Genomic DNA, 23,786 nt, shown 5'->3' on the forward strand with positions numbered 1-23,786 from the left:
GTGCCTGAGGCGCGCGACCGATTCTGGGATCGTCGGATCGAGACGCTGTCCCGTCCCGCGTTGGAGGCGCTCCAGCTGGAGCGCCTCCAACGACAGGTGGCCCGGTGTTACGATGGATCACCGTTCTACCGGGAAAAATTTGACCGGGCCGGGGTGGCGCCCCGCCATCTCGCGCGGCTGTCGGATCTCGCCCGCTTCCCGTTCGTCACCAAGCAGGAGCTGCGCGACGAGCAGGCCGCCCACCCGCCGTTCGGGCGGTACCTGCTCGCTCCGGCGGGGGCGCTGCGCGAGCTGCACCCCTCGTCGGGGACGACCGGGCACCCCGTCAACACGATCTGGTCCGCCTCCGACGTGGAGGTCATCACGGACCACACGGCCCGCACGATGTGGTCGTTCGGGACCCGGCCGGGGGACGTGGTCCAGAACGCGTTCGCCTACGGCCTCTGGGTGGCCGGGATGGCGGTGCACTATGCGGCGGCGCGCATCGGCGCGTTCTGTCTGCCGGCCGGGACGACCCCCGCCGCCCGTCAGATCGAGATGATGACCCGCGCCCGGGCCACCGTGTTGTTGGCGACCCCCTCGTTCGGGCTGTACATCGGCGAGCGGCTGCGGGCGACGGGGCAGAGGCCCGACGCCCTGGCCCTCCAACTCGGTTGCTTCGGCGGGGAAGCCGGGACCGAACTCCCGAGCACGCGAGCACGGCTGGAGCGCTCCCTCGGCATCGACGCCTACGACTACTACGGGCTGGCGGAGATCGGTCCCACCTTCGCCAGCGAGTGCGACCAGAAGGCGGGGCTGCACTGGGCGGAAGATCACTATCTCGTCGAGATCGTCGATCCCGACACGAGGCAGCCGCTGCCCCCGGGCGAGCAGGGGATCGTCGTGATCACCCACCTCACCCGGGAGGCCACCCCGATGATCCGGTACTGGACGAACGACTACGCCCGGCTGGACCTCACCCCGTGCCGCTGCGGGCGAACGCACGCGCGGTCCCCCCAGGGAATCGTGGCCCGCAACGATGATCTCGTCGTCTTCCGCGGGGCGAAGTTCTATCCGGTGCAAGTCGAGCAGGCCGTCCGCGCGTTCGCGGAGCTGAGCGACGAGTTTCGGATCGAGCTGGAGACGGAGCGTGAGACCGGGTTGGACCGGTGCACGGTCATCGTCGAGGCCGGGACGACCGCGGCGGCACCCGATCTCCCGGAGCGCGTGCGCCGCGCGCTGCGCGAAGCGCTGCTCGTCTCCCCCGCGGTCGCGATCGTGCCCCCCGGGTCACTCGAGCGCACCGAGTTCAAGGCGAAGCGCGTCCTCGACCGCCGCCCGCGGGCCGCCTCCCACCCGAGCCATCACCCCGCCCCGGCGGGGGGACCCGAGGGCGCCCACTCGTAGAGGACGTCGGGTTCCCGCTCCTCGTTGCCTGCCCCGTTGGTCCACTCGATCGGCGCGAACCCCCTCGCCTCGTAGAACGCCCGCGCGCGATCGTTCCGCTGGAACGTGAACAGCCGCAGCCGCCTTGGGCTCATCGCCTTGGCCTGGGCGAGCAGCCGGTCCCCGATCCCCTGCCGGTAAAAGCCGGGCCGGACGTAGAGGTGGTCGAGGTGGTCGCCGGTCAATGATAGAAACCCGACGATCGCCCCGTCGAGTTCGGCGACCCAGACCGCGCTGCGGCGCATCACCACCTCGGGGATCCAGCGGCGCGTCTCCTCGTCGCTGTGGATCGTGGGCAGGTAGGGCAGCGCCTCGTGGCGGGCGGCGAGGAACACCTCGGCGATCTCCGCCGCGTCGGCGCCGACCGCCGGCCGCAGGATCGCCTCCCGGCCACGCTTGGGGGTCATCCGCGCGTCGCTCCGGCCGGCAAATCCGAAAGGAATAGCGGGGGCGGCGCGCCCGGTCCGCCGCCCCCGCGACGTGCCGCGGAGATGGGGTTAGTGGCGCGGCAGGAGCAGGGCGGCGTCAGGGACGACCGCGAGCAGCATCAGGAGGAGCAGGATCAACGGCAGGATCGCGATGTAGGCCATCGCCAGCCGCTCGAAGCGCAGGCCCATGTAATAGGCGCCGATCAGGCTCGCCTTCATCAGGGCCAACACGATCAAGATGACGACGCGGGTCCCCGCCGAGATGTGAAAGACCAACACCGTGCTCATCTCGAGGGCGGTGATGGCGATGAGGACCAACCAGGCGGTGAGGTAGAGCCGGCTCAGGCCCTGCGTTTCATCCGTCATGATCCGTTGGCCTCCGTCGGGTAGGGTCGAGACGCCCGCATCACAGCAGGTAAATCGACGACCAGATGAACACCCAGACCAGGTCGACAAATCCCCAGTACAGCCCGGCGACCTCGACCCCTTCCGCCGAGGAAACGCCCCGGGCGACCCGGTCGGCCATCAGCCACAGGTACACGATGCCGCCGAGGACGTGGGCGCCGTGCAACCCAGTGATGATGAAGAAACTGAAGCTGAACGCCGGCACCCCCCAGGGGTTGCCGGTGAGGCGGGCGCCCTGCTCGATGAAGTGGGTCCACTCGCGCGCCTGCATACCCGCGAACAGCAGCCCGGCGATCACGGTCGCGGCGAGGAACCACACGGCCTGCCGGCGGAGCCCCTGCCGGAGGGCGTACACCGACATCGCCATCGTCGTGCTGCTGCAGATGAGGATCACCGTCATCGTCGCGACGAAGGGGATGTTCATCACGCCGGGGAGGTGGTTGGGCCAAGTGGGACTGGCGAGCCGCATCACCCACAGGCCGATCAGCAGCCCGGCAAACGTCATGGCGTCGGAGATGAGGAACAGCCACATCATGAGCTTGGGCCAACCGATGTCCCACGGCGACCGCCCGCCGCCCCAGCGCGCTCCGAGGTCCCGCCCTTGTTCCCGTGTCTCCACCGCGCTCGTCATCGTCCCCAGCCGCTCCTCATGCGGGCGCCGCCGCTCAGTTTACAACCAGAACAGCATGACAAAAAGATAGAGCCACAACCCGGTCAAGAAGTGCCAGTAGAGGGTGGTGACCTCGACCGCGGTTGACCGGAAAGGGGGGAAGGTCGCCCACGCCCGGGGCAGGATCATTCCAAGCGCCACCAGGCCCACCAGCAGGTGCACCCCGTGCGCCCCCGTGAGCAGGTAGAAGAATGAGCTGTGCGGATTGCTGGACAGGTAGATTCCCAGGTGCACGAACTGGCGCCACGCCACGAGCTGCCCGGCGAGAAACACGAGGCCCAGCCCCCAGGCCGCCGTGATCCCCCGCCGAAAGGCCACCGCGTGCCCCCGCCTCGCCTGCCGCCGCCCCCATTCCAGGGCGGCGCTGCTCGCGAGCAGCACCGCGGTATCCACCCAGAGGACGCCGGGGAGGGGGAGGGTGGCCCAGGTTTCGTCCTGGTGATGCCCCAGGTAGGTAGTGGTGAACGCCACGAACAGCATGGCGATCGCCGCCAAGGCGAACGCCATGCCCATCGTCGCCATGCTTGCCGGCGTCGGGCCCCCACCTGACCTGGCGCCGTTGTCGTCGGACCGGCCACCGCCGCCAGGCCGGCCCGGGCCCCCGACGACCGGTTTGAGCTTTTCGATCAGCTCGGTGGGCATGATCGGCTAACTCTCCCCGCCGCCGCCACCGTGACCGCCGGCGTAGGCCGGTGAGGCGGGCACCGTTTGGGGGATGTAATCCTCCGCCGCGCCGGGCACGCTGTAGTCGTAAGGCCACCGGTGCACCACCGGCGGCTCAGGCCAGTTCCCATGCGGGGGTGGGGAGTCCGCGGTCCATTCCAGTGTGTTCGCCTCCCATGGGTTGCGTTCGGCCTTCGGGCCCCGCAAGATTGTCGCAAAGAAGTTGTAGATGAAAATCAGCTGCGCCGCCCCCAGCCCGAACGCGCAGATCGAGATAAAGACATCGAGCGGCTGCACCTGACTCAGGAACGGATAGAAATTCGGGGTGTAGAGCCGCCGGCTCATCCCATTGGTGCCGAGGAAGTGCATCGGGAAAAAGGTCCCGTAGATGCCGAGGAAGGTGAGCACGAAGTGGATCTTTCCCAGCCGCTCGTTCATCATCCGCCCGAACATCTTGGGAAACCAATAGTAGGTCCCGGCGAAGATGGCGAACAGCGCCGCGGCCGCCATGACGAAGTGGAAGTGCGCGACCACGAAGTACGTGTCGTGGAAGTAGAGATCCACAGGCGAGGCGGCGAGGAAGATCCCGCTCAGCCCACCCGTGACAAACAGCGAGACGAAGGCGACGGCGAAGAGGAGCGCGGTGGTGAACCGGGTCCGCCCCTGCCAGAGCGTCGTCAGCCAGTTGAAGGTCTTGATCGCGGAGGGGATGGCGATGATCATCGTCGAGATCGTAAACGTCGCCCCCAGGATCGGGTTCATCCCGCTGACGAACATATGGTGTCCCCAGACGAGGAAACTGAGGAACCCGATCGCGGCGAGGGAGAGGATCATCGCTTTGTAGCCGAAGATCGGCTTGCGCGAAAACGTCGAGATGACGTCCGAGACAATCCCCATCGGGGTGAGGATCAGGATGTACACCTCGGGGTGCCCGAAGAACCAAAAGAGGTGTTGCCAGAGCAGCGGTTCGCCGCCGCTGTGATGCACCAGCGTGCCGCCGATCAAGAGGTTGGCCGGCACGAAGAAGCTCGTCCCCGCCACGCGGTCCATCAGGAGCATCGTCAGCGCGGCCATGAGGACGGGGAAGGAGAGAAGCGCGAGGATCGCCGTGATGAAGATCCCCCAGATCGTCAGCGGCAGCCGGCCCATCGACAGGCCGCGCGCGCGCATGTTGATGATGGTGGTCAGGAAATTGAGGGATCCGAACAGGGCCGAGATCATCAGGATGAGGATGGCCACCAGCCACAGCGTCTGGCCGAGCCCGGAGGCCGGCGACGCCTGCGGAACCGCCGAGAGCGGCGCGTACGAGGTCCACCCGTTGCCGGCGGGTCCCCCGGGGACGAAGAAGGAGGCGAGCAGGACGAGCACCGAGGGCACAAAGGTCCAGAACGACATCATGTTGAGGACCGGGAACGCCATGTCGGGGGCCCCGATCATCAGGGGGATGAGGAAGTTGCCGAAGGCCCCGGTGAGGATCGACGTCAGAAAGAAGAAGATCATCACCGTGCCGTGCATCGTCGCCGCCTGAAGGTAGGTCTCCGGATCCAGGATCCCCCGGTCCGGCCACCCGAGGTGCGCCCGCATCAGCATCGCGAGCGCCCCGCCAACCATGGCCATGAACAGCGTGACGAAATAGTACTGCTTGCCGATCATCTTATGATCCAAACTGAATACATAATGGCGGATGAAGCCTTCCCGGTGATGGGTGACGTGCGCGTCGTGTGCGAGTGCGGTCTCCACGGATGCTCTCCTTGATCGAGGATCCTCGCTCAATGCGCTGCCTGCTGCTGGAGCCATTGGTCGAAGGCGTCCTGGGACTGGACGGTGACGTTTCCCCGCATCGTGTAGTGGCCGACCCCGCACAGCTGGGCGCACGCGATCTGGTAGCTCCCCGGCTTGTCGGGCGTGAACCAGATGTCGACCGTCCGGCCCGGCACAGCGTCCTGTTTTACCCGGAAGTTCGGGAGGAAGAAGCTGTGGATCACATCGATCGATCGGATGCGGACCTCGACCGGGCGATCGACCACCAGGTGCAGTTCGTTGGTGACGACCAGGTTGGTCTTGGTGGCCGGGTCGTTGGGATCCAGCCCCAGCGGGTTGCTCTGCGAGACGAGGGTGGGATCGGTGCGCGCGAGCTTCCCATCCGGCCCGGGGTAACGGATGTACCAGAAGAACTGCCGGCCCGTCACCTCCACGACTTGGGCGTTCGCCGGGGGCGCGCTGTAAAGCCGCGACCAGGTGAACACCCCCAGGATCCCCAGGAAAATGAAAGCGGCGCCGGGGACCAGCGTCCAGGTCAGCTCGGCGCCCAGGTGCTCGTGCCAGTGCGCGGCACGCTCCTTGCCGCGGGCCGTGTAGCGCATTAGGGCGACCGCGAGAAAGATGTGGGGCGCCACGAACCCGATGGCCGTCGCCACGAGAATGGCGTAGAAGTACTCGTCGATCACCCGTCCCTGGACCGACGCGAGAGGCTGGAGCCACCAGTGATACCTGGCCACGATGAAGGAGACGACGCCGGCGACCAGGATGAACAGGAAAAGGATCCCGGCCCAAAACCCCGCGCGTCGTTCGTCGCGGACACCGCTCTGCGGCTGCATCGATTGTCCTCTCTACCGCGTGGTCGAGGATCGAGGTGCTGCCTAGATCATGCCCCGCCGATCACTGCGCATTAATTCGTCCCAAGCGCCGCGTAACCCTCCCCTCCCGACGCGCGGTCGGGGAGGGGAAGGGCGGGCTCACCCGCCTCGCGCACGGGAACGCGCGGCTATTTGTTGACGGTCATGCTCGGCTTGGCCGTCGCTGAGGGGGAAACTTGGAAGATGCCCCACATGCCGAGTAGCGCGTGCCCGGGAAAGCCGCAGATGAACTGGTACTTTCCCGCCTTGCTGGCGGTGAACTGGAGGGTGGCGGTCTGCCCCTTGGTGATCCCCACCTGCGGGTTGCTGGTCACCGCACCCGGGAACTCGGGCGTCGGCAGGGCCTGCGCCGGTAGCGTATCCGAGTACCGGATCACCTCTAGGCTGTGCGGCAGGCTGCCCTTGTTCGACAGGGTCAGCTTCACGGTCGCCCCCAGAGGCACCGTGATCACCAGGTGCCCTTTGTCGGTTCCGTTGAAGTTCAACTCACCGTTCGCAGCGGTTTGCGCGGCGACGATGGAGAACTCCGCGGGGCCGCTGCCGGCGGCTTCTCCGCCGGTTTGAGGCAGGCCCAGAAGAACCAGGGCCCCGATCCCCCCCCAGACAGCGGCAAATTGGTAGATCCGTTTCATACCACCCTCCTCTTGGCGCGTTTTGGCACGCAGATATTATAGGAAGGTCAGGGATATCCCGCAACCTCGCAGGTCCATCGCGGCTGCTTGCGCCGTCTCCATCGTAACGAGCAGAGGCCGCTGTGAGTTCTTTCTATGCGTCGCAGCCGTCTGGCGGGAGAGAATGGCGGCTTTCCCCCCAACCGCGCCGCGAACGTTCGTTCGAATCTAGTGATCCCACCGAGTCGAACTCTTTGGGCCGGGAAGGCGGTGATCAAAATCTCTTTTCGTGTATGTGTATACACTTAGAGGAAATGTTCCCCCGGCAGGGGAACCTTACGCCAAGCTGCACGTATGTCATCTTTAATATCGGTTCGTTGAGGAGGCGCCTATGAGAGTCCGGAAGTCCCCACAGTTCGGTAGGCTTCTAGGGATGGCGGTGTGCCTCGGCCTTGTCGTGACCCTGGTCACGTTTGGCGGGCTGCCGAAAGGCTTGGCGCAGTCGAAAACCGTTATGGTCGGCATCACCCTGCCGCTGACCGGTGCGGACGCCGAAGACGCCGAGCTGATCAAGGACGGCGCGATGTTGGCGATCGAAGAAGCGAACGCCAAGGGCGGCGTCGGCGGGTACAAGATCGAGGCCGTCGTGCTCGACGACGGCACGGCGACCGCCGGACAGTACGATCCGGCGCAGGCCGCCACCAACACCAAGAAGCTGCTGGCCACCGGGGGCGTCGTGGCCAACGTCGGGCCGCAGATGAGCGGTGAGGGGAAGGCGATGTCGCCGATCCTGAGCGAAGGCGACATGGCGACGATTACTCCCAGCTCGACGAACCCCGATATCACGGATCCGAAGTTCGCCTCCCAGTTCCGCCCCAGCGGGAAGGCGGTGTACTTCCGCACCGTGACCACCGATCGGTATCAGGGTCCGAACATGGCGAACTACTTTGCCGAGACCCTGCACGTGAAGACGATTTACGTGCTTGATGATTCCGGCGCTTACGGCGTCGGCATCGCCAACTCGTTCCAGCAGCGGGCCCAAGAGAAGGGCATCAAGATCCTGGGGCGGGACCAGCTGAACCCCAAGGAAGCCGACTACACGACGATCCTGACGAAGATCAAGGGGCTCAACCCCGACGCGGTCTACTACGGCGGCGTCGAGCAGGCCGGGTCGAAGTTCGCCAAGCAGGCCTACGATGTGATCCCCAAGGTGATCAAGGGCGGCGGCGACGGGGTGTACAGCGCGAACCTGCTCTCCGGCGCGGGGTTCCCCGCGTCCGATGGATGGTACGCGACGATCGCGGGACCGCACCTCACAGAAGACCCTGAGGTCCAGCCGTGGGTGGCCCGGTTTGCGAAGCGCTGGGGGAAGAACCCCGGCGATTACTCGATCACGGCCTATGATGCGGCGCTCGTGGTCCTGGACGCGATCGGGCGGGTGGCGAAGAGCGGGAAGGTTCCCGATCGGCACAACGTGCGCGACGCCATCCAGGCGACGAGTCTCAAGACCATGCAAGGGACGATCTCGTTCGACCAGAACGGGGATATCAAGAGCAGGATCGTCAGCGTCTTCCAGGTCACGCACAACACCAAATTCCCGGACAACGACATCCTGCACCAGTACAAGTATATCGGTCCGGCACCGCAGAACTAGCGGGTAAGGCTCACCTATGTGGAGCGGGTCGCCCCCTCACAGGTCTCCCGGTCAGGGGCACCGACCCGCTCCACTTGCTTTGGGGCCCGCCCCCGAGGGCGGCGACGGATGACCTTCCGGGACATTTTGTTGCAGCAGGTCATCAACGGCCTGAGCCTGGGGGCGATGTACTCGCTCCTCGCGCTCGGGTTCACGATGGTCTACGGCATCATCGAGTTGATCAACTTCGCCCACTTCAATATCTTCATGCTGGGTTCGTTCATTGCGTTGTTTGTTCTGCAATTCATCGGCCTTTCCGGTCAGACGCGCGCCCTCAGCGGCATCCCGCTCGTCGCCGCGCTCTCGCTGGCGTTTGGGAGCGCGATGCTCGTGTCGGGGCTGGTCGGTGTCCTCGTCGAGCGCACGGCGCTGCGCCCGATGCGGAACGTTCCCGGGACGGCGGCGATGATCACCACGATCGGCGTCTCCTACATCATCTACAACGTCGTGTTGCTGACGGTGGGGGCGCAGACCATGAACTATCCCAATCCGCTGCCGGCGGTGAGCTGGCACATCGGGCAGGCCACCCTGCGGCTGCGGGAGGTCCTGCTCTGGGTGGTGTCGCTCGTCCTGATGGGCGCGTTGCACCTCTTTGTCAAGCGGACGAAGATGGGCAAGGCGATGCGGGCGACGGCGCAAGATCAGGAAGCCGCCCGGATGATGGGGGTCGAGGTCGACCGGATCGTGATGTTGACCTTCTTCATCGGGTCGGCCTTGGCCGGTGCGGCGGGGTTGATCTTCGGCCTCTACTACAATTTTACGAGCTTCCTGATCGGGTACTCGGCAGGCCTCCGGGCGTTTACGGCGGCGGTGCTGGGCGGGATCGGAAACATCGTGGGGGCGATGATCGGCGGGCTGATCATCGGGCTGATCGAGTCGGTGGGGGGGCAGCTGCTTCAGGTGCGATGGACGGACGTGATCATCTTCTCCATCCTGATCATCGTGCTCGTCCTTCGTCCGACGGGGCTGCTCGGGCTTTCCACTCCTCAGAAATCGTGAGAACGACGCGTGGCTGACGTTTCCCCTGCACCGGCCGCCGAGCCCGAGGCCCTTACCTCCCCGCGGGGCCGGAGCATCGGCGACGTGTTCGGTGCATCCACCCGCTGGATTCCCGCGCCGCTGAAACGGCGCCTCGGCATGGGCGTCCTGCTTGCCGGGGCCCTGCTCTTCCCGGTGATCGTCCGGAACGGCGGCGACATCGATGCGGCGGCCAACGCGACCGCCTTTGCCATCCTGGCGCTCGGCCTCAATATCGTGGTGGGGTTCGCCGGCCTGCTCGACCTCGGCTACGCCGCCTTCTTCGCCATCGGCGCGTACATCTACGGGATCGTCGCCTCCGGTCAGGTGTCGCCGCACTGGGCTGCCTTCTGGGAGCCGCTGCAGTGGCTGGGTCTCGTCAGCCGGTTCCACATCGAAGGCGTGCCGGACGTCGTGCAGCTCCATTTTTCGTTCTGGCTGATGCTCCCCGGCGCGGCGCTGGTGGCGGCGTTTTTCGGCGTGCTGTTCGGCGCCCCGACGCTGAGGTTGAAGGGCGACTATCTGGCGATCGTCACGCTGGGGTTTGGGGAGATCGTCCCCATCGTGGTGCGCAACACCCCCGTCCTCACCAACGGGGCCGCGGGCCTGAATGGGGTCATCCCGCCGAGGATCCTCGGTTTCAAGTTTGGGGTGGACTCGCTCCCGTACTACTATCTCGGGGTCATCGTGATCGCCCTGCTCATCTTCATCAGCTACCGGCTGAAGGATTCCCGCATCGGCCGGGCCTGGATGGCGATCCGGGAGGACGAGATCGCCGCCGGGGCGATGGGGGTCAACCGCACCCGGCTGAAGCTCCTGGCGTTTGCCATCGGGGCCTCGTTCGCCGGGGCGACCGGGACGATGTACGTGGCCAAGCTGCAGACCGCGACCCCCGACATGTTCATGTTCCCCGTCTCGGTGATGGTGCTGGTGATGATCGTGCTCGGCGGGATGGGCAGCGTGGCGGGGGTCGTGGTGGGAGCCCTGCTGTTGCAGCTCCTCCAGTCCTGGTTCCTGCAGGATCTCACCCAGGGGGTGCACGCGCTGGGCCGCTTCGTCCAGAGCCCCTGGTTGCAGACCCTCGATCTGGTCCAGTCGATCGAGCTCATCTTCGGCATCATCCTCGTGTTCATGATGCTGTACCGCCGCCAGGGGTTGATCCCAGCCTCTCGGCCGGCCGCGGCCCTGTCCCTCACCGAGCAGGCGGCGATGCCGTCGCGCGGCGGGACGGTGACCCTCAGCCGGATCGAGAGAGTGGAATTGCCGGCCGGAACCCCGATGCTCGAGACCCAAGGGCTGACGAAGCGGTTCGGGGGGATTACCGCGGTGAAGGGGGTCGACTTGAAGATCCAGCCCCATACCGTGGTCGGCCTGATCGGCCCCAACGGTTCCGGGAAGACCACCTTTTTCAATCTGATCACCGGCTTGGACACCCCCGACAGTGGGCGGGTGCTCTTCATGGGGCGGGAGATCACGGGCTTCCCCCCGCACGCCATCGTGGAGCGGGGCATCGCCCGAACGTTCCAGACGCTCCGTCTGTTCGCCAACATGACCGTGCTGGACAACGTGCTCGTGGGGATGCACGTCCGGACGCGCGCCACCGCCCTGGGCGCGGTGGTGCGCCCGCCGTCGGTACGGGCCGAAGAAGTCGCCTCGCGGGCGTGGGCGATGGAGGTCCTGGGCATTTTCGGCAACCGCTTGATCCCACGGGTGAATCACACGGCGGGCAGCCTCTCGTACGCGAACCGGCGCCGCCTGGAGATCGCCCGGGCGGTTGCCACCCGGCCCAAACTCCTCCTGCTCGACGAGCCGACCGCCGGCATGAACCCCGCGGAGACCCTCGAGCTCGCCGATCAGATCCGAAGCCTGCGGGATCTGGGGATCACGGTGCTCCTGATCGAGCACAAGCTCAACGTGGTCAACACCATCGCCGACAGCGTGACCGTGCTGGACTACGGCGAAAAGATCGCGGAAGGTCGGGCGGAGGAGGTTCAGCGCAACGACGATGTCATCCGGGCCTACCTCGGACGGACGGCCGCTGCTCGAGTTTAAGGACGTCGACACCTACTACGGGCAGCTGCACGCCCTCAAGGCGGTGAACTACGAGATCCGCGCGGGGGAGATCGTCTGCCTGCTCGGGGGGAACGCCTCCGGCAAGTCCACGACGATGAAGACGGTCCTGGGGATCGTCAAGCCGGCCCGTGGCACGGTGACCTACCGCGGTGAGTCGATCAACACCCTGTCCACGTCGGAGCGGGTGCGCCGGGGGATCGCGCCCGTCCCGGAGGCCCGCCGGCTGTTTCCGAAAATGACGGTCTACGAGAACCTGGAGATGGGGGCGTTCACGCGCGAGGACCCCGCCGGGATCCAGGAGGACCTCGAGCGCGTCTACAGCCTGTTCCCGCGGGTGAAGGAGCGGCGCACCCAACTGGCGGGGACCCTGTCCGGCGGCGAGCAGCAGATGGTGGCGATCGGGCGGGCGCTGATGGCACGGCCCACGCTGGTGTGCATGGACGAGCCCTCGATGGGGCTCTCGCCCGCGTTCGTGGAGCAGGTCTTCGACATCATCCAGACGATCAACCGGCAGGGGACGACGATCTTCGTCGTCGAGCAGAACGCCAACATGGCGCTCTCCATCGCCAACCGCGGCTACGTGCTGCAGACCGGTCAGGTGGTTCTCTCCGGGACGGCGAAGAGCCTGCGCGAGAACGAGATGATCCGCAGCGCGTACCTCGGAGAGATGAAGATCGCCTAGGGCGCGGTCAGGCCAGCGCCTCCGCAACGCTTCGCCGCAACAATCCACCCAACTCTTCGATCTCGCCCTCCGTGATCGTGAGGGGCGGCCCGACGAGAATCTGGTTGACGGTCGATCCCTCAAGCGCCCCACCCGCGGGGTAAACGAGGAGGCCGTTCCGGAAGGCGGCTTCGACCACCGCCCGGCCGGGCGCCCCGGCCGCCGGATGACCGGGCGGGGCGGCGAACTCCACCCCCCACATCAGCCCGCGGCCTCGGATCTCCTCGACGCCGCGCTGGGTCCGCAACGGTTCGAGCTCGCGGGCCAGGCGTTCGCCTTGCGTTTTCGCGGCGGTCACGAGATCGTGCGCCCGCACGTACTCCAGCACCGCCGCGGCGGTGGCGCAGGCCAGCGGGTTGCCGGCGTAGGTGTGCCCGTGGATGAACTGGCCGGAGGTGCGCAGGATCCGGTCGCTGATCCGTTGGTGCACGATCACGGCGCCGATGGGGATGTACCCGGCCCCGAGGCCCTTCGCGCACACGATGATGTCGGGGATCACCTTCCAGTGGTCGATGGCAAAGTTGGCGCCGGTGCGCCCGAACCCCGTCATCACCTCGTCGGCGATGAAGAGGATCTCGTGCCGGTCGCAGATCTCCCGGATCAGCGGGAAGTATTCGGGCGGCGGGACGACCGCCGCGTTGGCCGCACCCGACAGGGGCTCCGCGATGAACGCCGCGATTTCCTGCGCCCCCTCCCGTCGGATGGCCGCTTCTAGCGCGGTCGCACACTCGATCCCGCACCGGCCGTACGTCAGCCCGAACGGGCAGCGGCGGCAGTGCACCTCAGGGATTTGGGGAAACGGGAGCAGGAGGGGGGCGTAGGGGCCTCGGCGGGCGGCGAACCCGGACAGGGCGAGGGCGGCCAGGGTCGCCCCGTGATAGCTGGCCCGCTTGCTGATGATCTTGTACTTCTTCGGACGGCCGGCGTCGACCCAGTACTGGCGCGCCAGCTTGACCGCGGTCTCGGTGGCCTCGCTGCCTCCCGACACGAAGAACACCCGGGTGAGCCCCGGAGGGGCGAAGCTCACCGCGAGATCCGCAGCCCGCTCCTGCGCCTCGCTGCTGAAGGTGGAACCGTGCGCAAACGTCATCCGATGGAGCTGCGCCTCGATCGCCGCGAGGATCTCCGGCACCCCGTGGCCGAGGTTGGCGGCCAGCGGTCCCGACGATCCATCGAGATACCGCCGCCCCTGGTCGTCGTAGATGTAGATGCCGGCCGCGCGGACGGCGCGGACGCGGTCCGCGGCCCCCATCCGGTAGAGGACATGGCTCTCGGACGTGCGGATATTATCCATAGAAACCTCCTCGAAGGCGCGGGGTGGGAGTTCGTGTCGGCCCGCGGCGATTCCCTGCACGCCCGCCCCGCGCCGGCCGCTTCGACGTTCGGCAGGGACCGAAGGGTTCGGGCGGAAGATACTTCACCAGACACACGAAGGAGGCGCGGCGGGTCGATCGAGCGCTACCACGGCGCCGCCGCCGCGGCGGGCGATGGCGGGAGCAAAGGAAATCACCGACGAGATCCGGCGCCGGGTGAATATCCTGGAGGTCGTGTCCCAACACGTCACCCTGCGCCGGGCCGGCCGGAGTTACAAGGGGTTGTGCCCGTTCCACTCGGAGAAGACCCCCTCGTTTACGGTCGACCCGGAGCGGGGCTTCTTCTACTGCTTCGGCTGTCACGCCGGAGGCGACGTGTTTGACTTTGTGATGCGGATGGAAACGGTGACGTTCGCCGAGGCCCGGCGGGACCTGGCGGACCGCGCCGGCGTCCGGGTCGAGCACGCACCCAAGGATGATCCGTCGCAAGGGGAACGGGAGCGTCTTCTCCGGACCGTCGCCGAGGCGGCCGCTTTTTTCCAAGCGCAGCTGAAAGCGCCGGGGGGCGATCGGGCGCGTCGATACCTGGCCGGTCGACGGGTCGATCCGGAGATCCAGCTGGCGTTTCGGCTCGGCTTCGCGCCGCCGGGCTGGGACCACTTGATCCGGGCGCTGCACGCGCGGGGCTTCGACGCCGCCGTCCTGGAGTCGGCGGGTTTGGCGGTGGCGCGGCCCGGGGGGGATGGGCACTACGATGCGCTTCGGGATCGGGTGATTTTTCCGATCCACGACCTCCAGGGCCGGCCCGTGGCGTTTGGCGGCAGGGTCCTCGATGCCGGCACCCCCAAATATTTGAACACCCGCGAGACCGCCCTGTTCACGAAGGGAAAGACGCTCTACGCCCTGGGGGAGGCCCGGGAGGCCATCCGCGAGACCGGCGAGGCCGTCGTCGTCGAAGGCTACATGGATGCGCTGGCCTGCCACCAGTACGGCATCCGCAACGCCGTGGCCTCGCTGGGGACGGCGTTGACGCTCGATCAGGCGTTGTTGCTCAAGCGGTTTGCGGCTCGGGCGATCCTGGTCTACGACGCCGACGCCGCGGGGGTGGGGGCCTCGGAGCGGGGGCTCGAGGTGTTCGATCAGGCCGAGCTCCCGGTGAGGGTGGCGGTGCTGCCCGGAGAATCCGACCCCGACGCCTTCCTCCGGGAGGAGGGGCCGGAGGCTTTCCGGAGGCTTTGTGCCGCGGCCCTGCCGGTGTTCGACTACAAACTGGCCCTGGCTTCCAGCCGGTTCGACAGCAAGACCGTGGAAGGAAAGGTAGGAATTGTTAACGAAATTAGTCAGTTAATCGTATCGGTGACACATCCCGTGCGCCAGGAGGAATACGTTCGCCTCCTTGCCAATCGGCTGGGCGTCCGGGAGGAGGCCATCCGGGGACAGTTGCGGCGTATGGGTCGTTCCCGGCCTGGGGCGGCGGAGTTGAGGGCCCCGGTCCAGGTGCAGCCGGCGTCCGACGCGAGTGGGAGGGTGGTGACTGAGCGGGAGCTGCTCCACCTGTTGGTGACAAGCGCGGACGCGCGGGATTCCCTCCGGGGCGTAGTTACCCCGGAGATGTTTGTTGAGCCGGCACACCGGGAACTGGCAGCGGCGGTCTTCGCGGAGGAGGCGGCCGGGGTCGATGGGTCGGCGTGGCTGCGGGGGCGGCTCCGGAGCGAGACGGCGATCTCGCTCCTCAGCCGATTTTTGATTGCCGAGCCGTCCGCGGGAGACCCGCAGCGGGGTGCGGAGGCGTGCGCCCGACGGCTGAGACGGTTTGTGCTGCAGGGGAGGGTCGATGATCTGCGGGTGGCTTTGGAACGGGCCGAGCGCACCGGGGACCAGGTTCGCGTGGGAGCCCTACAAATTGAACTACAAGAATTGTACAGGGAGTTGAAGGGTAGTGCCCAAGCCTCGTAAAGCACAAGCGTTGCCCGGGACGGACGGAGCGGGACCGGCCCGGAAAAAGGCGGACGCCGAGAAGGTGCTGAGCACCCTCTCGAGCGAGATACGCCAACTCGTCGAGTCGGGCCGCAAGCGCGGCTACGTCACCTACGACGAGATTCAGGAAGCCGCGCCCGAAGTCGAGCACAACCTCGACGAGTACGACCGCATCTACGGGATGCTGGTCGATCTCGAGATCAAGGTTGTCGACGACCCCAAGGACGCGGAGAAGCCCGCGGACGACGAGGAGGAACCCGAAGCGGTGCTGGAGCCCCTGGAGGGGGTGAGCATCGACGATCCTGTCCGGATGTACCTCAAGGAGATCGGGAAAGTGCCCCTGCTCAACTCCGCGGAGGAAATCAAGCTGGCCAAGCGGATGGAGCGGGGCGACGAGGAGGCCAAGCGCCGCCTGATCGAGGCCAACCTGCGCTTGGTGGTGAGCATCGCCAAGAAGTACGTCGGCCGTGGCATGCTGTTCCTGGACCTGATCCAGGAAGGCAACCTGGGGTTGATCCGGGCCGTCGAAAAATTCGACTGGCGCAAGGGCTACAAGTTCAGCACGTATGCCACCTGGTGGATCCGACAGGCGATCACGCGCGCGCTCGCCGATCAGGCACGGACGATCCGGATTCCCGTGCACATGGTCGAGACGATCAACAAGCTGATCCGAATCTCCCGGCAACTGCTCCAGGAGCTCGGCCGCGAGCCGACCCCGGAGGAGATCGGCCAGGTGATGAAGATGCCGACGGAGCGGGTTCGGGAGATTATCAAGATCGCGCAGGAACCGATCTCGCTGGAGACCCCGATCGGGGAGGAGGAGGACAGCCACCTCGGGGACTTTATCGAGGATCAGGACGCCCTCGCCCCCGCCGAAGCCGCGTCGTTCACGATGCTGAAGGAGCAGTTGGAGGGCGTGCTCGACACTCTGACGCCGCGCGAGCGTAAGGTCCTCAAGTTGCGGTTCGGGCTCGACGACGGGCGGCCGCGCACCCTGGAAGAGGTGGGCCAGGAGTTTGGCGTCACGCGCGAGCGCATCCGCCAGATTGAGGCGAAGGCGCTCCGCAAACTCCGCCATCCCAGCCGCAGCAAGCGGCTCAAGGATTTTATCGAATAGCCGTCCGCACCCCTCGGACAACTGGACCGGCCCGGGCCCAACCGGCCCGGGCCGTTTGATGCGCGGCCCGGGCTCATTGCGTCAAGAGGAGAAGGCGGGAAGCGGGGCGGGGTCGGGTCAGGCTAGTGCGAGTGCTGGGTGCTTGCGGCCTTCGGCAGTCCCTCCAGATCCCAGATGCTCAGGTTCAACGCGACGATCCCGAGAACCAGGGACGTCCAGAAGTTTCCCGGTCTGGCCGTAAACGACAGCACCCACGGCGCGACGATGAACCAGATCCCGACGAGTCCGGTCACGATCTGGATCCAGACCCGCCGTCGCGCCCCTTCGCTGAGTGCGGCGCTCCCCGCGAGGACCAGCAGGATCACGCCGCCGATGACGCTCGTCCACGCCGTCACCGCGTTATCGGGAAACGGGAGGACGGCTGGAGCGATGATGAACCAGATCCCGATCAATGCGTTAACCACGTTCTGCCACAACATGGACGCTCACTTCCTTTCTGCCTTCACGCGTCCCGTCGGCCGCTTCCGCCTTCACCTTAATCGTACCGCGCCCGCCCACCCCCGGCAAGATCGTGGCCGCGCGCGCGGAAGTGCGCAGGGCCGCAAGGCGGAGCCTCGGCGCGCGGGGCCGGTGCGCTCTGCCGCGCTGGCGCCAAACGGCGCACGGTTTTAGAATAGGAGGCGGGCGGGGAGCGCTGGGGTTCGTGGGTTGGTGATCGGCCCGAAGTCTGACCGCGAGGGTGGAAGGCGATATGACGTACCGCCACCAGGCGGGCCCGGTAAGGGAAGGCACGGTGTTGTGGGAGCCGACGGCCGAGGATCGCTCGCGCGCCGCCATCACGAAGTACCTCGCCTGGCTCGAAGCCAGGCGGGGGCGGGCGTTCGACTCCTACGAAGAGCTGTGGCGCTGGTCGGTGACCGATCTGGAGGGGTTCTGGACCTCGATCTGGGAGTTCTTCGATGTCCGGTCGCACCACCCGTATGCCCGCGTGCTCGCCGATCGCCGGCTTCCCGGTGCGACCTGGTTTCCCGGGGCGGAGATCAACTATGCGGAGCACGCGTTGCGCCGCCGGGACGAGCATCCGGCGGTCTTATCCCGATCCGAGACGCGGCCGCCCACCACCCTGACCTACGCCCAACTCCACCGGCAGACCGCTGCGGTCGCCTCGGCGCTGCGGCAGATGGGGGTGGGGCGGGGAGACCGGGTCGTCGCCTACATGCCCAACATCCCCGAGACCTTGGTCGCGTTTCTGGCCGCGGCCAGCCTCGGGGCGATCTGGTCGAGTTGCCCCCCGGAGTTCGGGATCCGCAGCGTGGTCGACCGGTTTCGGCAGATCGAGCCGAACGTGTTGTTTGCCGTTGACGGGTACCGCTACGGCGGTGCATCGTACGACCGGATGGAGGCGGTGGCCGAGCTCCAACGCTGCCTGCCGACGGTGACGGCCACGGTGCTGGTTCCGTATCTCCGCGATGCTCCGCCTCGGGATCGGCTGTCGAGCGTGCAGCTCTGGTCGGAGGTCGCGGACCGTCCCAGTCCTTCGGCGCTCGAATTCCAGTCCGTGCCGTTCGACCACCCACTCTGGGTCCTCTACTCCTCGGGGACGACCGGCCTCCCCAAGGCGATCGTGCAGGGCCACGGGGGAATCCTGCTCGAGCACTTGAAGGCGCTGGCGCTGCATATGGACCTCACCTCCGAGGATCGTTTCTTCTGGTTCACCACGACCGGATGGATGATGTGGAACTTCCTTATCAGCGGACTGCTCCTGGGCATGACCGTGGTCCTCTTCGACGGCAGCCCGCATCACCCAGATTTGCGGACGCTGTGGCGGATGGCCGAGGAGACCGGGCTGACCTACTTTGGCACTAGCGCCCCGTTCATCCTGGCGTGCGCCAAAGCCGGTCTCGACCCGGGGCGGGAGTTCGATCTCGGGAAGGTGCGTGCGCTGGGCTCCACGGGGGCGCCGCTCACCCCGGACGGGTTCCTCTGGGTGTACGAGCACGTGAAGGAGGACCTGCGGCTGGGCTCGGTGAGCGGAGGCACCGACCTCTGCACGGCGTTCGTCCTGTCGTGCCCGCTGCTGCCGGTCGCCGCCGGCGAGATCCAGTGCCGGGGGCTCGGCGCCCGGGTGGAGGCGTTCAACACCGAGGGGCGGGCGGTGGTGGATGCGGTGGGCGAACTGGTGATCACCGAGCCGCTGCCTTCGATGCCGCTGTTCTTCTGGAACGATCCCGACGGCCGCCGTTACCGTGAAAGCTACTTCGAGACCTTTCCAGGGGCGTGGCGGCACGGGGACTGGATCCGGGTGACCCCCCGCGGCAGCTGCGTGATCTACGGGCGTTCGGATGCGACGCTGAACCGCGGCGGGGTGCGGATGGGAACGAGCGAGTTCTACCGTGTCGTGGAGGAGACCCCGGAGGTGCTCGACAGCCTGGTGGTCGACACTGGCGAGTCGGGCCGGGAAGGGCGGTTGCTGCTCTTCATCGTCCTGAAGGAGGGCGTCCGGCTCGATGCGGCCCTGCAGGCGCGGATCAAGCAGACGCTGCGCGCCGAGCTGTCGCCCCGTCACGTGCCCGACGCGATCTACTCGATCGGAGAGGTCCCTCGGACGCTCAACGGCAAGAAGCTCGAGGTGCCGGTGAAGCGGATTCTGGCGGGGGCGCCGGCGGAGGGGGTCGTCAGCCCGGACGCGATGAGCAACCCGCAGGCCCTCCGCCCCTTCGTCGAATTGGCCCACGCTCCGACCCCCGACCGGTAGCCGCGTTCGCATCGGCGGCTGGGCATGGGCCACGTGAGCGGCCGCAAATGTCCCTGACCGGGTCACCGCCCAAGGATTCCGGGAGGCTGGCCCGGGGTGTGCACGGCGCGCGCCCCCTGGGACCGGCGCGGGAATTTGGCCCGCTTCTCCTGCTTGCGTTGATTTGGGGCGGATCGGTCCCGCTGACGAAGCTCGGACTCCGAGAGATTCCTCCGTTGACCCTCACCGCCCTGCGGTACGTGGTCGCCGCGCCGTGTTTCGTTTGGCTGCTCCGCGGCCGGCCGCTGCCTCCCCCCCGGTCGCTGGCCGCCGCCGCCGGGCTCGGGGTGCTGGGCATCGCGGTAGGTCAGCTCTCGCAGACCTTGGGCGTCGGGAGAACATCCGCGTCGGTGGCAACGGTGATCTCGGCGACGATCCCCATTCTGGTCGTCGTCTTCGCGCGGATCCGGCTGCGCCAGGCGATCGCCCTCCGGCAGGGCCTTGGGTTTGCGGTGGCCCTGGGGGGCGTTGCCCTCGTCGCCACTGGTGATCCCCGCCATCTCATGCCTCTGCTGACCTCGCGCGCGTTGGGGGGAGAGGCCCTGGTGCTGTTTTCCGCCGTGACCATCGCGCTGTACTACGTGATGAGTGTGGAATTGGTCGGGCGGTATTCCGTGATCACGATCGCCGCCGTGACCTCGCTAGCGGGAACGTTGGCGTTGATCCCTGTCGCGGCGTGGGAGCTCCGGCACGCGGCGCTGCGGCTCACCGGCGAGGGGGTGGCCGTTGTCGGGTACCTCGCCCTGCTGGTCACCGTGGTGGGGCTTCTGATTTGGTTTCGCGCCCTGCACCGCCTCCCGGCCAGCGCCGCGGCCGCGCTCCAGTACCTGCAGCCGATCGTGGGAGTGGGTGCCTCCGCCGCGCTGTTTGGGGACCCGCTGGGGACGTGGTTCGGGGTGGGGACGGGGTTGGTGTTCCTCGGCATCGCCTTGAGCACGACCGGCCAGCCCGCCGGGGCGACGAGCCCCTCATCTTGAGCGGCAGGTTCCATAGGTCGGGGGGCAAAACCCTGCGGGCAGGCACGATCAATTCCCATGACACGTCATTCAGCGGATCCTGCCGATGCCGGCGCATAAGAGTCGGGGGGACCACTATCCGGATTCGGCCTAGTGCCAACGTACTACTTGGTACTCAAGACGCGACGCATGCGCTGACGCGGCGATATTGAATAGCAAGACCATCCTCGGGAAAGGCGCTGGAATGACATCCACCAGTGGTGCACTCCCCCATGAGTGCCTCGGAGGTTTCCTTCGGGCGCTGGCGGGTATTCGCCTCATTCTCATTAGAGAGGTGGATTTCCAGGTCCGCCACTAATGGGTAAGAACCAAATGAGAGCCAAAAGAGGAGGTGTGATATGGCTACACAGACCAAGCACGCGCACGGCGTCTTCTCTTGGGTACAGTTGGGGGTCCCCGACACCGCACCGGCAAAGCCCTTCTACGGGAGCCTGTTCGGGTGGGAGTTTGAGGACATGCCGGCCGGCCCTGGAATGACGTACGCGTTCATCAAGTACAAGGGCAAGAGTGTCGGTGGCCTCGCCGCTTTGCCCAAAGAGGTCATCGCCAAAGGCGTGCCGTCGCACTGGCTGCCCTTCGTCAACGTGACGAACGTCGATGACGTCGTCAAGAAGGCGAAGCAGAGCGGCGGCAAGTTGCCGATGGGCGAGGCCATGGACGTTCTGGATGCTGGACGCATGGCATTCCTGCAAGATCCTACAGGTGCGCATTTCGCAATCTGGCAGGCCAAGACCCATCAAGGCGCTGATGTTGTCAACGAAATCGGCGCGATGTGCTGGAACGAACTGATGACCTCGGACACCGAAGCTGCCGGGCGGTTCTACAAAACGACCTTCGGCTGGAACGCCGAACAGGTCGATATGGGCGAGGATGGCACGTACACGATCTTCAAGATCGGCGAAAAGCAGATCAGCGGGATGATGAAGCGACCACCGCGCTTGAAGGATGTGCCGCCCAACTGGCTCACGTACTTCGCCGTTACGAACGTCGACGATATGGCGAAGAAGGCCGCGAGCCTCGGCGGCAAGATCTTCCAGCCGCCAATGGACATCCCGGATATCGGCCGCTTCGCGGTGATCCAGGATCCGCAGGGCGCGGTGTTCGCACTCTTCAAGCCGAAGGCGTGACGAGCCGGCCTCAGACGGCTGGCCCGGGTGGCGTGGGTGGGGGTGGGGCGGGCACACCGGCTCCACCCCCCGGCATTCGGGCAAGCCCCACGCGCTGACAAATTCCCCGCCGACGTCCGGGACCACCACCACGGGAAAAGCGGACCAGGAAACCGGAGGAGCCCATCACCTCGTGCGTGCACGATCGTGCTACCCACCTACCGCTAGGCCTTGCGTTTCGCAGCGGCGCCTCATGGGTCACACCCGGGCCATCGCGCAGTGGAAGCGCCTCTCGGGCACCGCCGACGAGCGCGCCGCCGCTGCATCGACGGTGTCGAGGTCGACCGTCTGTTGGCCTCCTTGTGCCGGGCTGGCGATCGCGGAAGGCGGCCCCCGGGGGGGGTGAAGGGGGGCGGGACGCGAAATTCGTCTGGGCACATTCGGCCGACCGCGGGGCAGGAGAACGACCCCGTACGGTTGACTTTCCGCTCGGGGTGCATCCAATCTTGTTGGTGGGATGAGCGCCCACCGGGCGGGGCGCGCCGCGATGCGCTTCGGGCGGGCCGGGCGCCGTGGAGGCGGGAGAATTGGGCGACCCCGATCCAGTCCTGATCGATATTCCCGAGGAGCTCGACGGTCCCCGCGTGTGCTTTGGCCACCCCGGTCGGAGGATGCCTCCGCCGTCTGGGAGGCGATGGAAGAGTCGCGCGCGCATCTGGCCCCATGGGTGTCCTGGGTGCACGATCTGCGCTCGACGATCAGCAGGCGACGATTGCCCGGCTGAATGCGCGATGGGTCCTCCGCGAGTTCCTCACCGTCGGCATCTTTGACCGCGCGACGGGTCGCTATCTCGGGGGAGCGGCCTCCACCGGATCAACTGGTTGGTCAGGACATTTGAGATCGGCTATTGGATCCGGGCGGCGGCGCAGGGACGGGGGTATGTGGCCGAGGCCGTGCGGGTGCTGGTCCGGTTCGCCTTCGAGGCGTTGGGCGCCAACCGAGTGGAGATTCGGACGGGGGGTGGGAACGCCCGGAGCCGGAAGGTCGCGGAGGCGTGGGTTTGCGAGGGCACGCTCCGGGCGCGCCCGCATCGATGGGGAAGGGCGGGTCGCCGACACCGTCGTCTACGCCTTTGATCCCCGAGGACTATGTGCGGCTCCCTTGGCGCCCCACGCTGCTCCCGTATCCCCCCGCGCCCGGCCGGGGCTGAATGGCCGGCGCATCTTGGCGTTACGGGGGACCTTCAACGTGGGCGGCGCCATCTGCAGCGAGCCGTGCGATCCGACGATGAAGGGCGGCGGACCGCCGACGTCATCTTTCCCCGAGCGGGAGGAAGCGGAGAGGAGGCCGAAGGGGTGGGAGTGTTGAGCGGGCAGGGCGCGCTCGTGTTCGGGGCCAGTAGCGGGATCGGCCGGGCCACGGCCGTGGCCTTGGCCCGTGCCGGGGCGGCGGTGGTGGTGGCGGCCCGAACCGGGCCGGCGCTCGAGCAGGTAGCCGCGCAGATCCGGTCGGAAGGCGGACGGGCCGACGCGGTGGTCGTGGACGTGGCGGTGCGGGAGCAGGTCGATGCGGCCGTTGACCGGGTCCGTGCGTTGTGGGATGCCCTCGACATCGTGGTAAATGCTGCGGGCACCAACGTGCCCAGGCGGCGGCTCGACGTCCTCAGCCAAGCGGACTGGGATGAGCTGATCCGCGTGAACCTCAGCGGCGCGTTTCATACGATCCAGGCGGCGCTCCCGCCGATGCGGGACCGCCGGAGCGGACTGATCGTGCAGGTCTCGTCGGTGTCCGGGCGGTGGGGGGACACGTCGGGGGCGGCGTACCAGGCCAGCAAGCACGGCGTGATCGGGCTCTGTCAGGCCACCATGTTCGAGGAGCGCCGCAACGGCATCCGCGTGACCGCGGTCCTGCCGGGTTTGACCGACACCCCGATCCTGCAGCGTCGGTCCGAGCCGCCCCCGCGGTCGGTCCTGGACCAGGCGCTGCAGCCCGAGGATGTGGCGGCGGCCTGTGTCTTCCTGGCGAGCCTGCCGGCGCGGAGCTACGTTCCCGAGCTGATCATGCTGCCGCCGCAACTCCAGTGCGTGGGGCTGACGGCGATCTGAGGGGGTGGGTGGGTTC

At 67.0% G+C, this 23,786-nt stretch carries 21 protein-coding genes; 12 read left to right on the plus strand and 9 right to left on the minus strand.

The window, feature by feature from the left end:
• Complete coding sequence (locus VKV57_05275; GenBank protein HLW59320.1) at positions 1 to 1,386, plus strand: AMP-binding protein; 1,386 nt, start codon at positions 1 to 3, stop codon at positions 1,384 to 1,386.
• Here the strand turns inward: VKV57_05275 and VKV57_05280 are convergent.
• From VKV57_05280 to VKV57_05310, 7 genes are all read right to left on the minus strand, one after another.
• Positions 1,344 to 1,832 carry a GNAT family N-acetyltransferase gene (locus VKV57_05280; protein HLW59321.1) on the minus strand — a complete coding sequence of 163 codons (489 nt, stop codon included), beginning with the start codon at positions 1,830 to 1,832 and terminating at the stop codon, positions 1,344 to 1,346. The two genes, VKV57_05275 and VKV57_05280, sit on opposite strands and share 43 nt — an antisense overlap.
• 90 nt (positions 1,833 to 1,922) lie before the next feature.
• Positions 1,923 to 2,219: a cytochrome C oxidase subunit IV family protein gene (locus tag VKV57_05285; GenBank protein HLW59322.1), complete on the minus strand. Its 297-nt coding sequence runs from the start codon at positions 2,217 to 2,219 to the stop codon at positions 1,923 to 1,925.
• Positions 2,220 to 2,259: 40 nt separating this feature from the next.
• The gene (locus VKV57_05290) at positions 2,260 to 2,889 is read right to left on the minus strand and encodes a cytochrome c oxidase subunit 3 (protein ID HLW59323.1); all 630 of its coding nucleotides are present in this window, start codon (positions 2,887 to 2,889) and stop codon (positions 2,260 to 2,262) included.
• Between the two features lie 39 nt (positions 2,890 to 2,928).
• The gene (locus tag VKV57_05295; GenBank protein ID HLW59324.1) at positions 2,929 to 3,570 is read right to left on the minus strand and encodes a cytochrome c oxidase subunit 3; all 642 of its coding nucleotides are present in this window, start codon (positions 3,568 to 3,570) and stop codon (positions 2,929 to 2,931) included.
• A 6-nt stretch (positions 3,571 to 3,576) separates the two neighbouring features.
• Positions 3,577 to 5,331, minus strand: a complete 1,755-nt coding sequence (locus VKV57_05300) for a cbb3-type cytochrome c oxidase subunit I (GenBank protein HLW59325.1) — start codon at positions 5,329 to 5,331, stop codon at positions 3,577 to 3,579.
• A gap of 29 nt (positions 5,332 to 5,360) precedes the next feature.
• Complete coding sequence (coxB, locus tag VKV57_05305; protein HLW59326.1) at positions 5,361 to 6,188, minus strand: cytochrome c oxidase subunit II; 828 nt, start codon at positions 6,186 to 6,188, stop codon at positions 5,361 to 5,363.
• 167 nt (positions 6,189 to 6,355) lie between these two features.
• Positions 6,356 to 6,859 carry a sulfocyanin-like copper-binding protein gene (locus VKV57_05310; GenBank protein ID HLW59327.1) on the minus strand — a complete coding sequence of 168 codons (504 nt, stop codon included), beginning with the start codon at positions 6,857 to 6,859 and terminating at the stop codon, positions 6,356 to 6,358.
• Between the two features lie 370 nt (positions 6,860 to 7,229).
• Between VKV57_05310 and VKV57_05315 the strand changes: the two genes are divergently transcribed.
• The 4 genes from VKV57_05315 to VKV57_05330 all read left to right on the plus strand — a co-directional run bounded on the left by VKV57_05315 (position 7,230) and on the right by VKV57_05330 (position 12,303).
• Positions 7,230 to 8,492: a branched-chain amino acid ABC transporter substrate-binding protein gene (locus tag VKV57_05315; protein HLW59328.1), complete on the plus strand. Its 1,263-nt coding sequence runs from the start codon at positions 7,230 to 7,232 to the stop codon at positions 8,490 to 8,492.
• 108 nt (positions 8,493 to 8,600) lie between these two features.
• Positions 8,601 to 9,530, plus strand: a complete 930-nt coding sequence (locus tag VKV57_05320; protein ID HLW59329.1) for a branched-chain amino acid ABC transporter permease — start codon at positions 8,601 to 8,603, stop codon at positions 9,528 to 9,530.
• A gap of 9 nt (positions 9,531 to 9,539) precedes the next feature.
• Entirely contained in the window at positions 9,540 to 11,600 is a 2,061-nt protein-coding gene (locus VKV57_05325) for a branched-chain amino acid ABC transporter ATP-binding protein/permease (GenBank protein ID HLW59330.1), read from the plus strand.
• Entirely contained in the window at positions 11,554 to 12,303 is a 750-nt protein-coding gene (locus tag VKV57_05330; protein ID HLW59331.1) for an ABC transporter ATP-binding protein, read from the plus strand. Before VKV57_05325 ends, VKV57_05330 begins: the two co-directional genes overlap by 47 nt.
• A 7-nt stretch (positions 12,304 to 12,310) precedes the next feature.
• Here the strand turns inward: VKV57_05330 and VKV57_05335 are convergent, their stop codons facing one another.
• On the minus strand, positions 12,311 to 13,636 hold the full coding sequence (locus VKV57_05335) for an aminotransferase class III-fold pyridoxal phosphate-dependent enzyme (GenBank protein ID HLW59332.1): 1,326 nt from the start codon (positions 13,634 to 13,636) through the stop codon (positions 12,311 to 12,313).
• 193 nt (positions 13,637 to 13,829) lie between these two features.
• On the opposite strand from VKV57_05335, the gene dnaG reads away from it, so the two are divergent.
• Positions 13,830 to 15,611, plus strand: coding sequence for a DNA primase (gene dnaG, locus VKV57_05340; GenBank protein ID HLW59333.1), 1,782 nt, complete (start codon positions 13,830 to 13,832; stop codon positions 15,609 to 15,611).
• A gap of 64 nt (positions 15,612 to 15,675) precedes the next feature.
• On the plus strand, positions 15,676 to 16,749 hold the full coding sequence (gene rpoD, locus VKV57_05345; protein ID HLW59334.1) for an RNA polymerase sigma factor RpoD: 1,074 nt from the start codon (positions 15,676 to 15,678) through the stop codon (positions 16,747 to 16,749).
• A gap of 122 nt (positions 16,750 to 16,871) precedes the next feature.
• On the opposite strand, the gene VKV57_05350 is transcribed toward rpoD, so the two are convergent.
• Positions 16,872 to 17,213, minus strand: a complete 342-nt coding sequence (locus tag VKV57_05350; protein HLW59335.1) for an SPW repeat protein — start codon at positions 17,211 to 17,213, stop codon at positions 16,872 to 16,874.
• A 287-nt stretch (positions 17,214 to 17,500) separates the two neighbouring features.
• Here VKV57_05350 and VKV57_05355 point away from each other — a divergent pair, with 287 nt between their 5' ends.
• From VKV57_05355 to VKV57_05375, 5 genes are all read left to right on the plus strand, one after another.
• Positions 17,501 to 19,504, plus strand: a complete 2,004-nt coding sequence (locus VKV57_05355; protein HLW59336.1) for an acetoacetate--CoA ligase — start codon at positions 17,501 to 17,503, stop codon at positions 19,502 to 19,504.
• Positions 19,505 to 19,551: 47 nt separating this feature from the next.
• Complete coding sequence (locus VKV57_05360; GenBank protein HLW59337.1) at positions 19,552 to 20,520, plus strand: DMT family transporter; 969 nt, start codon at positions 19,552 to 19,554, stop codon at positions 20,518 to 20,520.
• Between the two features lie 377 nt (positions 20,521 to 20,897).
• Positions 20,898 to 21,686, plus strand: coding sequence for a VOC family protein (locus tag VKV57_05365; protein HLW59338.1), 789 nt, complete (start codon positions 20,898 to 20,900; stop codon positions 21,684 to 21,686).
• 851 nt (positions 21,687 to 22,537) lie between these two features.
• Positions 22,538 to 22,801 (plus strand): GNAT family N-acetyltransferase, encoded by a 264-nt coding sequence (locus VKV57_05370; protein ID HLW59339.1) that lies wholly within the window; start codon positions 22,538 to 22,540, stop codon positions 22,799 to 22,801.
• A gap of 138 nt (positions 22,802 to 22,939) precedes the next feature.
• On the plus strand, positions 22,940 to 23,770 hold the full coding sequence (locus VKV57_05375; protein ID HLW59340.1) for an SDR family NAD(P)-dependent oxidoreductase: 831 nt from the start codon (positions 22,940 to 22,942) through the stop codon (positions 23,768 to 23,770).
• Positions 23,771 to 23,786: the final 16 nt, after the last annotated feature.

This window comes from bacterium (assembly GCA_035307765.1).
Classification (GTDB): Bacteria; Sysuimicrobiota; Sysuimicrobiia; order Sysuimicrobiales; family Segetimicrobiaceae; genus Segetimicrobium.

Coding starts and splice junctions, on each gene's coding strand:
- VKV57_05280 (HLW59321.1), bottom strand. CDS start 1,832: ATGACCCCCAAGCGTGGCCGGGAGGCGATCCTGCGGCCGGCGGTCGGC.
- VKV57_05285 (HLW59322.1), bottom strand. CDS start 2,219: ATGACGGATGAAACGCAGGGCCTGAGCCGGCTCTACCTCACCGCCTGG.
- VKV57_05290 (HLW59323.1), bottom strand. CDS start 2,889: ATGACGAGCGCGGTGGAGACACGGGAACAAGGGCGGGACCTCGGAGCG.
- VKV57_05295 (HLW59324.1), bottom strand. CDS start 3,570: ATGCCCACCGAGCTGATCGAAAAGCTCAAACCGGTCGTCGGGGGCCCG.
- coxB (HLW59326.1), bottom strand. CDS start 6,188: ATGCAGCCGCAGAGCGGTGTCCGCGACGAACGACGCGCGGGGTTTTGG.
- VKV57_05310 (HLW59327.1), bottom strand. CDS start 6,859: ATGAAACGGATCTACCAATTTGCCGCTGTCTGGGGGGGGATCGGGGCC.
- VKV57_05315 (HLW59328.1), top strand. CDS start 7,230: ATGAGAGTCCGGAAGTCCCCACAGTTCGGTAGGCTTCTAGGGATGGCG.
- VKV57_05320 (HLW59329.1), top strand. CDS start 8,601: ATGACCTTCCGGGACATTTTGTTGCAGCAGGTCATCAACGGCCTGAGC.
- VKV57_05330 (HLW59331.1), top strand. CDS start 11,554: ATGTCATCCGGGCCTACCTCGGACGGACGGCCGCTGCTCGAGTTTAAG.
- VKV57_05335 (HLW59332.1), bottom strand. CDS start 13,636: ATGGATAATATCCGCACGTCCGAGAGCCATGTCCTCTACCGGATGGGG.
- dnaG (HLW59333.1), top strand. CDS start 13,830: ATGGCGGGAGCAAAGGAAATCACCGACGAGATCCGGCGCCGGGTGAAT.
- VKV57_05355 (HLW59336.1), top strand. CDS start 17,501: ATGACGTACCGCCACCAGGCGGGCCCGGTAAGGGAAGGCACGGTGTTG.
- VKV57_05360 (HLW59337.1), top strand. CDS start 19,552: ATGTCCCTGACCGGGTCACCGCCCAAGGATTCCGGGAGGCTGGCCCGG.
- VKV57_05365 (HLW59338.1), top strand. CDS start 20,898: ATGGCTACACAGACCAAGCACGCGCACGGCGTCTTCTCTTGGGTACAG.